Source organism: Mesorhizobium sp. NFR06 (assembly GCF_900115245.1).
GTDB lineage: Bacteria > Pseudomonadota > Alphaproteobacteria > Rhizobiales > Rhizobiaceae > Mesorhizobium.
The window spans coordinates 88,498-101,725 of record NZ_FOVT01000013.1 but is presented as its reverse complement, the minus strand read 5'-3'; the positions used below and the strand labels follow the sequence as shown (position 1 = coordinate 101,725).

Here is a 13,228-nt window from a genome sequence, read left to right as displayed (position 1 = left end):
AACGCCGTCCGGACCCCCGGCATGCGGGAGGAATTAACCTAGGAACCGAACCTTAGTCGACAGAACCGACGAACAAGGTCTGGAATGCACCGTCCTTGTACTCATTAACCACCATCGGCACCGAGAGCTGGCGCTTCTGGCCGAACGACGTCGTGCCGACATAGCTCAGCTTGGCGTCGCCCTTCAGGAACGGATTGGGCGCCGAGAAGGTGTCCATGGTCTTCTTGAATTCCGCGACATCGTTGATCGCCTTGGGGTTGGCCTTCAGCGTTTCGATGATGTATTCGAGCGCGTAGACCTTGGTGTTGGACTCGTCGTTATATTCGCCGAACATCTTGGTATAGCGGGTGACGAACTCCTTCATCGAGTCCGAGGCGATCTCCGGCGTGGAGGCACCACCGACGGAAATGAAGCCGTTGGCGTATTCACCGGCTCCCTCCTGAAGAACTTTCGCGTCCTGCGCCGTTTCGGTCGAGATCAGGCCTTCGTAGCCGAGCTCGCGAGCGGCGCGGATGAGCAGCGGCGCATTGGCCGGCGCCACGCCCGACAAGACGAGCAGGTCGGGCTTCAGCGCGACGATCGGCGTCAGCACCGGCGTGAAGTCGCGGGTGTCGTTCTGGTAGGTGTCGTTCTGCGCGACGACATCGAGCCCGAGCGCCTTGGCCGCCTCGACGCCGCTGTCACGCTGGCTGAGCGGGTCGGATTCGTTGGCGGCGACAAAGGCGATCTTCTTCACGCCTTTGTTTTCCTTGAGATATTTGTAGATAGCCGGGCCCGACTGATAGTTGGCGATCATGCCAAGCACGGCATTCGAGGCGGGCTTCTGGTAAAGCGCCTTCGGGAAGGCGTAGGGGAAATAGATGATGCCGTTGGCCTCGGCGACGGGGCGGACCGCGGCGGCGCCATCATCGACATTCGGTCCGACGACATAATGGATGCCTTCCTGCGCCATCTTCTCCATGCCGGCGATGGCGCGCTTGGGATCCTTCTGGTCGTCGAAGGTGACGATGTTGATGTTGTAGGTGTCATTGCCGATCTTGACGCCGCCGGTCTCGTTGATCCAGGCGGCGCGCGTCTGCATCGAGCGCACATTCGACGTGCCCCAGGCGGCGGCGGGACCGCTGGTGACGCCAACGAAGCCGATTTTCAGCTCCTTGTTTTCAGCTAGCGCCGACGGCATGCCGACAGCGGCGATCGCCAGGGTCGAGACGGCGCCAAGCGCCAATGATTTGAGAGTCGAGCGTCGGTTGATCATCTGCAGTTCCCCTTTGGTTACCGCGCTTTGTTTTTGCTCAGCGGCTGCGCGGATAGCGTAAGGGAAACTGCCTGCGGCAGATTGTCAACATTTTTCTGCAGTATTGTATACAATATTTTGGGGCGGCTATCCGAGGCCCATGATTAGCCCGCGTGGCCGGACCCGGGCGGCTGCCGAGGTGGCAGATCGCGCGATCGCCGCTGGCAGCCTATTTCCCGCAATGATGATCGTTGATCTTGTTCAGTGCGTACGCATCCGGCCCAGTCCGATGGTAGGAGCAGGCCCCTGCGGCTGTTGTGACCAGCATGACATCATAGTAGCGCGGGCCGCCGAACAGGATATCGATGATATCGCCATTGGCGGGGACGTAGCGTTCACGCTCGACCGTTTGCTGGCGGTGGTGCCGATCGCCGGCGGATGTCGGGCTGGACATGCCAACCGCCGCGGCCAGAACAAGAGTGGAGATCGCAAGATAATTCGTCATCGGCGGAACCCTTCTGGCCATACGGATCACCAGCATATCCAAAATCGCCAGCGGAACAAAAGTTCCGTCAGAGAACTCAGCAACATCTCTCGCTCGAGAAAGACGCCCGCTGTTCCTGGCGCAAAAAATTCTGACGAGTCGGACGGTGCTGCCCTGGCAGATCGTATGCAGTCGAAAACACCCGTCGCTTCCTGCTCCTGCGGCTGCAGGCAGGTCTGCAATCTGTCATATCCCTGGCCGAAACCCTAAGTGCAGGTGCCGCAGCTTGTCGGGATTGCGCATGACATAGATCGCCGCGATCTTGCCGTCCTCGATGTCGAGGGCAGTTGTCTGAAGCTCGCCGTCGACCTCCAGCGTGACGAAGCCGGGCAGGCCGTTGATGAAGCCGTAGCGGATCAGCTTCGAGGGGTTGTCCTTGAGCCACGCCGCGACGACCGCGTATTGCGTCATGACCGCCTGGTAACCAAGCGCCGGCTCGGTCGCCGCGGCACGCTTGCCGCCGCCATCGGCATGCGCCGTGACATCGGCGCTCAGCATCGCGCCGAGCGCCTTCATGTCGCCGCTGCGCGAAGCCTGGAAGAAGGCTTCGGCGATCTCCAGTCCGCGCTGCTTCTCGACCTTGAACCGGGGCCGTGCCTCGCGGACATGCTCACGCGCGCGGGCGGCAAGCTGGCGGCATGCCGCCGGATCGCGCTCGATCTCAGCCGCGACTTCCTCGAATTGAAGTCCGAATACATCGTGCAGCAGGAAGGCGGCGCGCTCGAGCGGCGACAGGCGCTCCAGCGCCATCATCAGCGGCAACGTAACGTCGTCGGCCTCGTCTTCCTCCACGAGCGGCTCGGGCAACCAGGGGCCGACATAGGTCTCGCGCTGATGCCGCGCCGATTTGAGCTGGTCGAGGCACAGTCGCGTGACCGTGCGGCGCAGGAACGCCTCGGGCCAGCGCACCTCGGCGCGCTCGGTCCTCATCCAGCGGATGAAGGCCTCCTGCACCACGTCCTCGGCATCGGCGACCGAGCCGAGCATGCGGTAGGCGAGCCGCATCAGCTTCGGGCGCAGCGGCTCGAATTCGGCCGCCGCGCCCGTGAATGCCGGCGCCGTCGTCAAGCGGCGGCCGCCTTGTCGGCAGTCTTGGCGGCAGCCGCCTTGTCGGCAGCCGCCTTGTTGGAAGCCTTGACCGCCGCCGGATCGACAAAGCCGCCAAAGCCGACCGCGATGCGGTTCCAGCCATTGATTATGTTGATCATCAATGTGAGCTTCACCCGCTCCTCCTCGGAGAAATGCGCTTCCAGCGCTTCATAGGCCGCCTCATGCGTATGGCCTTCGCAAATCCTGGTCAGCGCCTCGGTCCAGCCGAGCGCCGCGCGCTCGCGGTCAGTATAGCACGGAGCCTCGCGCCAGGCCGACAACAGATAGATGCGCTGCTCGGTCTCGCCGCCCTCGCGGGCATAGGTCGAATGCATGTTGATGCAGTTGGCGCAGCCATTGATCTGGGAGGCGCGGATCTCGACGAGCTCGGCAAGCGCCGGGTCGAGGCTGCCGGCAATGGCGAGCGAGGCGCGGTGCCACTCCTTCATCAGCGACGGGGCGGCGGCAAGGGGATCAAGTCTGACAGTCATGGTCGGTTCCTTTCGTTGGTTCCGACCTCAAGACGAGCAAGGCCCAGCGTCTTGTGACATCGGCCCCAGAATTTTTTTGCCGCCCTGGCCGCCGCTTGACCGGTCGTGCCTGTTCTCGGACCGCCCGGCACCTTCGTTGGCTGATGGACGCCACATTCGCCTACAAGCAGTTTGACACCAGGACCGCCGAAGAAAGATAACGGCAATCGCGACGGCGGATTTCCGACAATGACCGGTGCCGATGGCAGCTATCCTGCGTTCGTTCGGCCGCAAGCCACCAGCGCAGGCGCGCATAAGGAATAGCCGACAGATGACAGCCAGAGTGATCGTCCTCGACGCCAGGCCGCTCGGTACAGATGATGTCGCCGAGATTGCGCGACGCAATGCCCGGCTTGTGCTCGGTGAGGAAGCCATGCGCCGCATCCGCGCGAGCCGCGCCCTCATCGAGCATCTCACCCGGCTCGGCAAGCCGCTCTATGGCGTCACCACCGGGCTTGGCGCCTGTGTCGACACACCGCTGGCAGAGGCCGACCTGATCGCCTTCCAGCACAGCGTGCCGCTCAGCCACTCGATGGGCGCCGGCCCGTCGCTGCCGACCGAGGCGGTGCGGGCGCTGATGACGGCGCGCATCTGCGGCATGGCCGCGGGCGGTACCGGCGCCTCGGAGGGCGTGGTCATGGGCCTGATCGCGGCGCTCAATGCCGGCGTGCACCCGATGATTCCGAGCTGGGGATCGGTCGGCGCTGCGGACCTTGCGCCGCTCGGCCATCTGGCAAGGGCGCTGCGCGGCGAAGGCGAGGCGGAATATCAGGGCAGGATCATGCCGTCGGCCGAGGCCCTACGGCTCGCCGGGCTCGAACCGCTCGACCTGCGCGAGAAGGACGGGCATGCCATCATCGTCGCCAACAGCCTTTCGACCGGAACGGCCTGCCTGGCGCTCGAAGAGGTCGCTTGCCTGATCGACTGGTCGCTGGCGGCGGTCGCGCTGAATTACGAGGCATTCCGTTGCACGCTCAAGGCCATCGACGAGGAGGCGCTTGCCGCGCGACCGGCATTCGGCCAGGTCGAGATCGGCGCCCGGCTGAGGGCCGAGCTTTCGGGAAGCGGGCTTTGGCAGGAGAATGCCGCGCGACGGCTGCAGGATCCGCTGAGCTTTCGCTGCGTCCCGCAGGTATGGGGCGGCCTGCTGCATGCGTATGAGCAGGCCAAGCTGGCGACCGAGATCGAGCTCGGCCATTCCGGCGACAATCCCGTGATCCTGCCTGATGCCGAACGCGTCCTTTCCAACGGCAATTTCGACCTGACGGCGTTCACGCTGGCCTGGGAGCATCTTGGCCAGGCGCTGGCGCACTGCGCCGTCGGCACCGCCAACCGCTCGATGAAGCTGATGTCGCCGACCGTGGCGGAACTGCCGCGCTTCTTGTCGGCCAGGGGCGGAAGCCGCCAAGGCTATGCCGAATTGCAGAAGCCGGTGGCGGCGCTCGAGGCGGAGATCCGCCATCTCGCCAATCCGATGTCGCTCAGCCCCTTGGCCATCTCGGACGGCGTCGAGGACCAGTCGTCGATGGCGCCGCGCGTGGTTGCCAAGACCGCGGGGATCATCGAGCGCCTGCGCTACCTGGTAGCGATGGAACTGATCTTCTCGGCCACCGGCGTCGAACTGCGCGGCGTGCTCGACAGCATGGGCGAAGGCCCGCGGCGCAGCTATGCCACCGTGCGCGCGCTGGTCGCACCGCTCGACGACGACCGCGAAATGAGCGCCGACATGGCGCGGGTCGCCAGGATGGTGGCCGGGCCGCGGCTCTGAGCGGACGAGAGGCCGCAGCAAGCACGCCGCGTCCGTGGCGGGTCGTCGCACCCCTGGGTCATGTTCATTCACGAGGTGATGTCGGCGAAGCTCGCGCCGCCGATATTCTGGTCCGCCACGCCCGACTTCGAACAAAGGAAGCCCGCTGGTTGCTCCGGGAAGCAGCCGGCGGGCTCTTACGCGCGCGGGAGAGCGGCCGCAACAGGTTTTGGGACAGAAACTCGACCGCTCTGGCATGCCCAATGCTTGATTTGCGCTGTGGTTCCCACACGCGAATGCCAGCGTACGAATCCGTACCCAAGTCGCCAAAATGACATTCATCCTTGCCTGGGATTGAGCTTGGGAGGATACAAGTCGATCGCTTGCTGACTGTTTGGGCGCAAGCGGCTGAGAGATGGCTGAGCCGCCCGTGCTCTTGCCCCTAAACGGAGGCTATGAGCATGGCTCACTTTCAGCAATCAGTCATTCGCAATCGTCTGCTGGCATCTCTATCGCCGGACGACTTTGCCTTGGTGCAGCCGCATCTCGAGGCCGTTACGTTTGAGGTGCGCGAACACCTGTTCAGAGCCGACCAGAAGATCGCGCACGTCACCTTCCCCGAATTTGGGGTTGCCTCAATCGTCGCCGACACCGGGGAAGGACGGTTCGAGGTCGGCATGGTCGGATCGGAGGGTCTTGTGGGTGTCCCCATCGTGCTTGGCGTGGATCGTTCGCCGCACACCTGCCTGGTCCAGGCTTCTGGAGAAGCCGTGCGCATAGGGGCGGAGGCACTTCACGCGGCGATGGACCAGAGCCTCACGCTGCGCGCCCTGCTTCTGCGCTTCGTGCACACCTTTATCGTGCAGGTCAGCCAGACGGCCTATGCCAACGCCGGCTACTCCATTGAAGAGCGGCTGGCGCGGTGGCTGCTCATGACCCATGACCGGCTGGAGCGTGACGACTTGCCTATCACGCACGAGTTCATGAGCGTCATGCTGGGCACGCGCCGTCCCGGCGTAACGCTGGCGGTGCAGATGCTCGAGGGCGTCGGCGTGATCCGCGCCACGCGTGGTCACATCACGGTGAGGGATCGCGACAAGCTGGAACAGATTGCCGGCCAGTCCTACGGCTTCGCCGAGAAGGAATACTCCAACGTGTTCCAGTTCCCGATCAAACGGGGCGCATGAGGTGGCCTTGCGCTACTTCATGAACATGCGCTACCGCGGTCGGCTGATACCCGACTATGAAGGCGATGAACTGGCAAACGAGGAAGCCGTGCGCGGACATGCGCTCGCCACCGCTCGGGATCTGGTCTTCCGCACCCGCATGGACACAATCCGCAGCTGGTTCGACTGCAGTTTCGAGGTCACCGACGAGAGCGGCAGGGTCGTGCTGGCGATGCCGTTCGACGAGGTGATTCCGGGGTCCGCGGGACCAGCCTGACTGCTCCGGAAGACACTGGAGCGATGTCACCCGGACCTCGCCGCCGCCGAACTGTCCGGAATCATACGAAGCCTTGAAGACCGCGAAAATCCGCTTTCTAAATTCTCCAGTCAGGTTCAGGGAGGAATCTCGATGACCCACGCTTTTCACGCCCTCACGGTAGAGAGGGCGGCCGAGGCCTATGTGCGCTCAAGAGGCAAGGCGCGGTTCCTGTCCATCGCCCAGGCGATCCGCGCCATTCGAACACTCATGCCGGCATGCAAGGCCACCGACCGCGAGTTGGAAGAGTTGCTGGCGCAAGCATGCATTACGCACGGCGTGGCGATCGCTTTCGACGCAGGAACGGCCGGCGGCTCACAAACGCGGCTCCATTCCTAGGGCAGGAGATGTCCGCGCCCGAGCAGACACCCACCCCATCGGACATTCGCCGAACGATTGTCCGCTACCTGCTCGACAATGCCCACAACCCGTGCATCTCGATAGCTGAGGGGATCTGTGCCGTGCGGAGAACGTTCCCTTCGTGTGAACTGACGGATCGGCAACTCGGCGATCTCATTGCGCAGATCGCCATCGACGCAGGATTTGCGATCGAATTCGACGCGGCGGATCCTGCCAGGCCCCTTCCCCGAAATCGTGCCGCGGATCCTCCTCGCCATGCACGTGCCTCACGCGGCCGAAAGGCAGCCGCTTACCACGGCATCGCCGGTCATCCCCTTCTCCCAGCTAAAGGCATTGGCCAGAAGCCATAGCGATCGACAAGCACCCGGTGTTGCACCCCCTGCTGCGGGCGGTGTGTCGTGAGCGCTGGCATCCACTCGATTCCTGCCGAATTTCCGGATAGCGTGGGCGATAGATGGCTCAGTTCCGGTGGGTGAATCATAATCAGGCCGCACGTCGAGAGATTGACGGGCAGCACCTTTGCTCCCCCAAGACCGAGAGCAATGGCGCGCGAAGTGAGTACGATTATATGCGCCGTGCGACAGCCGCCGGCCTCGTCATTTCGTATACCGAGCAAGCAATTAAGTATGCCGATCAAGCAATTAGCTATATTGGCAGGATAGCGGAATTCGCCTTCACCACTGCCAAACCAATTGAGTTCGGAGAGACCGGAGCCTATCGAAAACAAGAAGGGAGGCCTTTGCCAACCACTTGGACACTGCTTTGCCCTTGGATCCATCCCAAAACAACAATAGGGAGTCTCAGCCCGCTCCCGCCGAGGCGATATTCGCCAATCCATGCAGTTTCGGGCTCGGCCAATCAGAAAGCCTATCCGACAGATATACCAAACAATACCTTCGAATTGGTGGCAGCCGGCGCCACTTTCAGCCACGATGCGCTGTCACGCAGCGGCTCGAATAGCCCGGCCTTTGAAGTGATTAATGAGCTTGGACGACATTATCGAACATCGTATAGCGGACGACGGTCAGCTTGAACGCACGATCAAGAAGCGCGTCATCGTTGGCCCCGTTGGATAGGACAAAGTGAAAATTGCGGCCTCATATCTCAAAACGGATCGGTAGGCCTGCGAGATGGTTTCGAAGCCTGCGGGGTCGCCCACGGTGCTCAAGGCGAGAATTTTAAGAGACGTTCAACAATGACCCAGCACGCAGAAAACGCTCGAATTCTCATGTACAGCCACGACACGTTCGGGCTCGGCCACCTGCAGCGCTGCCGGACGATCGCGCATTCGCTGGTCGAGGATTTCCGCGGGCTTCAGGTGCTCATAATTTCGGGTGCGACTATCGCCGGCGCCTTCGATTACCGCGCTCGAGTCGACTTCGTGAAGATCCCCAGCGTCATCAAGTTGCGCAACGGCGAATACACCTCGCTGGAAAAGGATATCGATCTGCATGAGACGCTGAGGATGCGCCAGTCGATCATCCGCCACACGGCCGAGAGCTTCCGGCCGGATATCTTCATCGTCGACAAGGAGCCGCTCGGCCTGCGCGGCGAGATTGAGGACACGCTGTCCTACCTCAAAACGCGCGGCACCACGCTCGTGCTTGGCCTGCGCGAGGTGATGGATGCGCCGCATCTGCTCGAGGCAGAGTGGGCGCGCAGGGATGTGATGCGCAAGATAGGCCTGTTCTACGACAAGATCTGGGCCTATGGTCCGCCGGATTTCTACGATCCGTTGACCGGCCTGGATGTGCCTCCCGCTATCAGGGCAAAGATAAGGTTCGTCGGTTTCCTGCAACGCAGCCTGCAACGGAACGAATTGCCCGGCCACCGGCCCGAGGGCGAGTATATCCTCGTTACCACCGGTGGCGGGGGTGACGGCGCCGAACTGATCCACGACGTCGTCGATGCCTATCAGCAGGATCCACAATTGCAGCATAGGGCGCTGATCGTGCTTGGGCCCTACATGCCGGCGCGCAAGCGCAACAAGCTGCTCAAGAAGGGGGCCAAGATCCCCTACATCAAGATCATCGAGTTCGACAACCGCATGGAAGACCTGATTGCCGGCGCCAAGGCGGTGGTGGCGATGGGCGGTTACAACACCTATTGCGAGATACTGTCTTTCGACAAGCCGGCGCTGATCGTCCCGCGCATCGAGCCCCGCGAGGAACAATTGATCCGAGCCCGGCGAGCAGCCGAGCTCGGCCTCGTCGAGATGCTGTTGCCCGAGGAAGCCAAGGATTCCCAACGGTTTGCCGATGCGCTGGTGGCGCTGCCGAACCGGCCCCGCCCCTCACAGAGCAATCCGCATCTGACGCTGGAAGGGCTGCCTCATATTTCCGAAATCGTCGCGGAACTGCTCGACCGGCGGGCCGGCCATCACCTGTCGGTCATTGAGGGAATCAACTGACTTGCAAAATCGCAAGATCGTCGTGGTTCTGAAGGGCTATCCGCGGCTGTCGGAAACCTTCATCGCGCAGGAACTGCTCGGTCTGGAGCGAGCGGGGTTCGACCTGATACTGGTCGCGCTCAGGCGGCCAACCGACGCAAAACGCCACCCCGTGCATGACGAGATCAAAGCGCCCGTCCACTATCTGCCGGAATATCTGCATCAAGAGCCGCTGCGCGTGCTTCGCTCGCTGTTTGCTTATCTGCCGCGACCGGCCTTCTGGCGCGCGCTCGCATCGCTGGCCAGCGATATCCCTCGCGACTTTACGCGCAATCGCGCGCGCCGCTTCGGGCAAGCGCTCGTGCTGGCGGCCGAATGGCCGGAAGGCGCGGAATGGTTGCATGCGCATTTCGCGCACACGCCGGCATCGGTTACCCGCTACGCCAGCCAGCTTCGTAGCCTGCCCTGGAGCTGCTCAGCCCACGCCAAGGACATCTGGACTTCGGCGGACTGGGATCTGGCTGGCAAGCTTTCCTCTGCGCGCTGGACGGTCACTTGCACGAAGACCGGCTTCGACCGTCTGAAAGAACTCGCCAACGGCAACTCGTCAGTGCATCTGAGCTACCATGGGCTCGACCTTCATCGCTTCGGCAGTTTCGGCGGCGCGCGAAAACAGCATGACGGCTCGGCGCCGGACGAACCGGTTGTCATTTTGAGCGTCGGGCGCGCCGTTGAAAAGAAAGGCTACGATACCTTGCTGGAGGCCCTTGCCCTCTTGCCCGGCGATTTGGCGTGGCGTTTCGAGCATATCGGCGACGGCGAGAAACTGGAACGGCTCAGGGCGCTGGCGCAAAAGCTCGGACTGAGCGGTCGCGTCTCCTGGAAAGGAGCGCTTGCTCAGGAGCAGGTACTCGAGCACTACCGCAGCGCCGACATCTTCGCGCTGGCCTGCAGGATCACCGCAAATGGCGACCGCGACGGTCTGCCGAATGTTCTCGTGGAGGCTGCCAGCCAGCGGCTTGCCTGCGTGTCGACCGATATTTCCGGCGTGCCGGAGCTTTTGTTGCCGGATGAGACCGGGTTGCTGGTTCCGACGGAAAACCCGGTTGCCCTGGCACAGGCGCTGGAGCGCCTGATCCGTGATCCTGTGCTGCGCGCCCGCCTCGGCGAGGCCGCTGAGCGGCGCGTGCGCGGCAATTTCGATCATATGGCAAGCATTGGGCAGCTCAAGGAGCTGTTCGAGCGCGAGTGGCGGGCCGCCGATTGAAGCAGCTGCGCGCCTTCCTCTATGTCCAGCACCTGCTCGGCATCGGCCACCTCGCGCGCGCCAGCCGCATTGCGGCGGCTCTGGCCGATGACGGGTTTGACGTAACCGTCGTGACCGGCGGAGCGCCGGTCGCGGGGTTTCCAGGACCGGGGGTAAAATCCGTAATCCTGCCACCCGTCACCTCCGGTGATGAAGGATTTTCCGAACTTGTCGATCTGCAGGGCAAATCCATCGATGATGATTTCAAGAAATCGCGTTCACAGATGCTGCTGCAGGCATTCCGGGATTGCCGGCCTGACATCGTCATTATCGAGGCGTTTCCATTTGGACGCCGGCAGATGCGTTTCGAACTCTTGCCGCTGATCGAAGCCATCGACGCGACGTCGCCCAGGCCGCTGCTGGCAACGTCCGTCCGCGATATCCTCCAGGAGCGCGTCAAGCCAGGCCGAAACGAGGAGACGGTCGATCTCATCAACAGGCACTTCGACCTTGTCATGGTCCACGGCGATCCGGCTTTCGCAACCATCGACAGGACATTTCCACTGGCTGGGACGATCAAGGCCGAGATCACCTACACGGGGCTTGTTGCCGCGCCGCCTCCGCCCGCGGCCTCCGAGCGCTTCGACGTTCTGGTGTCGGTTGGCGGCGGGGCTGCCGGAAAGGTCCTGGTCAGCTCCACCATCGCGGCGGCACGGCATGCCAGCAACGGTTGGAAATGGTGTTTGATCACCGGTCCAAACCTGCCGAAGGACGAGTTTGACGCGATCGCACGCGATGCCACGCCGGGGCTGTCCATCTTCAGGTTCCGCGAGGATTTCGCCAGCCTGCTTACCGGTGCCCGCCTGTCGGTCTCGCAGGCGGGCTACAACACGGTCTGCGATGTCCTGCGCGCGGGTTGTCGCTCCCTGCTCGTTCCGTTTGCAGCCGGCGGGGAAACCGAGCAGACGGTTCGCGCCCTGATGCTCGGGGAACTCGGTCTGGCAACCGTACTGACGGAAAATGACCTAACGCCTGAAGGTCTGGCGCGAGCGATCGAACAGGCGCTTGCGGCACCGACGCCATCCGCGCATCGTCTCGATCTGGAAGGCGCGCGTCACTCGGCGCAAATCCTGCGCGAGCGGTATCGAACCTGGTGCCTGAAAACACGGCCCGGTTTTGGAAAAGCACACGATCAAACAGACCAGGGATCCTAGAGCTTTTCACCGTTTCACGGAAATGGCGAAACGCTCTATCTCTTTGTTTTGACACAATTCCCGTGTCACACTTTTCCTGGAATTGTTCTAGACCCGTCGCAAATGCGTGGTCAGTCGATGACCGCGACTGCGTCAACTTCGATCAGATAGTCGGGAGACAGGCTCGCCACGCCAAGCACCACGTCGGCCGGTTTGTGATCTCCGAACAGCTCTACCCGAGCCTTTTCGATGATCGGCAGGCATTCATCGCGGTGGTAGTTGACCACATAGATCGTGATCCTGGTGACCTGCGCAGGCGTCGCACCGGCAGCGGCAAGCGCCCGGCCGAGATTGGTAAACACTTGGCGCGCCTGGGTCGCAAGATCACCACGGCCGACAAGCTTGCCATGCAGGCCTTCGGGCTCCTGGCCCGAGATGAATACCAGCTTGCTGCCTGTCGCAACGACGACCTGGCTGTAGGTCTGGGGAACCGGCAGATCCTTGGGGTTGATGCTTTGGAGCGTCACTTGTCGGTCTCCTGTGGGGCGATTTCAATTTAATGCATGTCGCCCAGTGCAGCGGCTCTGGGAGAACGACATGCATCAAAACAAAGACTTAAGCGCGTCGCCTGAATCCGTTTCAGCGCGACGCGCTTTAGACAGATCCGATCAGCATGAAGCGCGTGTAATTTTTTGTCGGCAGTTCGCCGGAGAACCGCACCTCCCGTAGCGCCGCCATTGCTTCGAAAGCCGCAAGTGAAGCCACGCAGTTGACGTGCGTCGGCTCGCTGAAATAATCGTTCGATTGCAGCAGAACATTCGTACCCTGCGGAAGCAGAGCAAGCCAGGCGCGCAGATCGGCTATGTGTTCGCAACTCGTATTGACCGTCAGGTCGGGCCGCCCGGCCGCGTAGTCGAGCGCGTACATATCGGCCGTCAGCGCCCGGAACCGGTCGCCGGCTTCCCGGTTGAAGGTCCTGGCGACCGGCGCGACTTCGGGATCGATGTCGATGCTATCGACCGCCACGATGTCGAAGCGGGCGTCGTTGAAAAGCATTGCCGGCAACACGCCGTACCAGCCACCCAGAACCCATATGCGCCCGAACCGGCCGCCGCAGCTTTCGAACAGCTTGTCGAGCGCCCACATCTTGCAGGCGACCTGCTTGTGGTTAAAGGCGTTGGCGATATCGGCCTTCGGATGCTTGGCGATGACGCGCGCCAGCCCTGCCACGAGAGGGTCGTTGAGGTAGGCGGCAATCCCCCGCGTGAGGTCCAAGGCTTGCTCGTGCCCGTCCATGCCGGCATTGCGTGGTTGCGTGACATCCATCATATTCGTTCTTGTATGTTGGGATTTCGGGCGACACAACGCAATCTTGCCTCCCGCAAAGCTGTTGGATTCGCGGACGTGATCATGC

General features: G+C 62.4%; 14 protein-coding genes. 8 read left to right on the top strand and 6 right to left on the bottom strand.

All coding sequences use genetic code 11. The features are described 5' to 3' along the window. Positions 1-52: 52 nt before the first annotated feature. The 4 genes from F3H96_RS21735 to F3H96_RS21720 all read right to left on the bottom strand — a co-directional run bounded on the left by F3H96_RS21735 (position 53) and on the right by F3H96_RS21720 (position 3,358). Positions 53-1,255 (bottom strand): ABC transporter substrate-binding protein, encoded by a 1,203-nt coding sequence (locus tag F3H96_RS21735; protein WP_149803760.1) that lies wholly within the window; start codon positions 1,253-1,255, stop codon positions 53-55. Between the two features lie 208 nt (positions 1,256-1,463). Further along, positions 1,464-1,775 carry a hypothetical protein gene (locus F3H96_RS21730; protein WP_348530078.1) on the bottom strand — a complete coding sequence of 104 codons (312 nt, stop codon included), beginning with the start codon at positions 1,773-1,775 and terminating at the stop codon, positions 1,464-1,466. Between the two features lie 189 nt (positions 1,776-1,964). After that, positions 1,965-2,846: a sigma-70 family RNA polymerase sigma factor gene (locus F3H96_RS21725; protein ID WP_280177785.1), complete on the bottom strand. Its 882-nt coding sequence runs from the start codon at positions 2,844-2,846 to the stop codon at positions 1,965-1,967. Then, a complete protein-coding gene (locus tag F3H96_RS21720; protein WP_244620098.1) occupies positions 2,843-3,358 on the bottom strand; it encodes a carboxymuconolactone decarboxylase family protein in 516 nt (171 codons plus the stop codon). Before F3H96_RS21720 ends, F3H96_RS21725 begins: the two co-directional genes overlap by 4 nt. 310 nt (positions 3,359-3,668) lie before the next feature. Between F3H96_RS21720 and hutH the strand changes: the two genes are divergently transcribed. From hutH to F3H96_RS21675, 8 genes are all read left to right on the top strand, one after another. Next, on the top strand, positions 3,669-5,165 hold the full coding sequence (gene hutH / locus F3H96_RS21715; protein WP_149803758.1) for a histidine ammonia-lyase: 1,497 nt from the start codon (positions 3,669-3,671) through the stop codon (positions 5,163-5,165). A 440-nt stretch (positions 5,166-5,605) separates the two neighbouring features. Next, positions 5,606-6,331: a Crp/Fnr family transcriptional regulator gene (locus tag F3H96_RS21710; RefSeq protein WP_149803757.1), complete on the top strand. Its 726-nt coding sequence runs from the start codon at positions 5,606-5,608 to the stop codon at positions 6,329-6,331. A gap of 7 nt (positions 6,332-6,338) precedes the next feature. Next, positions 6,339-6,587: a hypothetical protein gene (locus F3H96_RS21705; protein ID WP_149803756.1), complete on the top strand. Its 249-nt coding sequence runs from the start codon at positions 6,339-6,341 to the stop codon at positions 6,585-6,587. Between the two features lie 132 nt (positions 6,588-6,719). Then, positions 6,720-6,965 (top strand): hypothetical protein, encoded by a 246-nt coding sequence (locus F3H96_RS21700; protein WP_149803755.1) that lies wholly within the window; start codon positions 6,720-6,722, stop codon positions 6,963-6,965. 475 nt (positions 6,966-7,440) lie between these two features. Further along, entirely contained in the window at positions 7,441-8,019 is a 579-nt protein-coding gene (locus tag F3H96_RS21690) for a hypothetical protein (protein ID WP_149803754.1), read from the top strand. A 162-nt stretch (positions 8,020-8,181) separates the two neighbouring features. After that, positions 8,182-9,396 carry a glycosyltransferase family protein gene (locus F3H96_RS21685; protein WP_149803753.1) on the top strand — a complete coding sequence of 405 codons (1,215 nt, stop codon included), beginning with the start codon at positions 8,182-8,184 and terminating at the stop codon, positions 9,394-9,396. A gap of 1 nt (position 9,397) precedes the next feature. Next, a complete protein-coding gene (locus tag F3H96_RS21680; protein WP_149803752.1) occupies positions 9,398-10,642 on the top strand; it encodes a glycosyltransferase in 1,245 nt (414 codons plus the stop codon). Next, positions 10,639-11,835: a glycosyltransferase family protein gene (locus F3H96_RS21675; protein WP_149803751.1), complete on the top strand. Its 1,197-nt coding sequence runs from the start codon at positions 10,639-10,641 to the stop codon at positions 11,833-11,835. The genes F3H96_RS21680 and F3H96_RS21675 overlap by 4 nt, the downstream gene beginning before the upstream one ends. A 110-nt stretch (positions 11,836-11,945) precedes the next feature. Here F3H96_RS21675 and F3H96_RS21670 read toward each other — a convergent pair whose 3' ends face one another. Both F3H96_RS21670 and F3H96_RS21665 read right to left on the bottom strand, forming a co-directional pair. Continuing rightward, on the bottom strand, positions 11,946-12,341 hold the full coding sequence (locus tag F3H96_RS21670; protein WP_149803750.1) for a RidA family protein: 396 nt from the start codon (positions 12,339-12,341) through the stop codon (positions 11,946-11,948). Between the two features lie 127 nt (positions 12,342-12,468). Next, positions 12,469-13,140: a class I SAM-dependent methyltransferase gene (locus tag F3H96_RS21665; RefSeq protein ID WP_149803835.1), complete on the bottom strand. Its 672-nt coding sequence runs from the start codon at positions 13,138-13,140 to the stop codon at positions 12,469-12,471. Between the last annotated feature and the right edge of the window lie 88 nt (positions 13,141-13,228).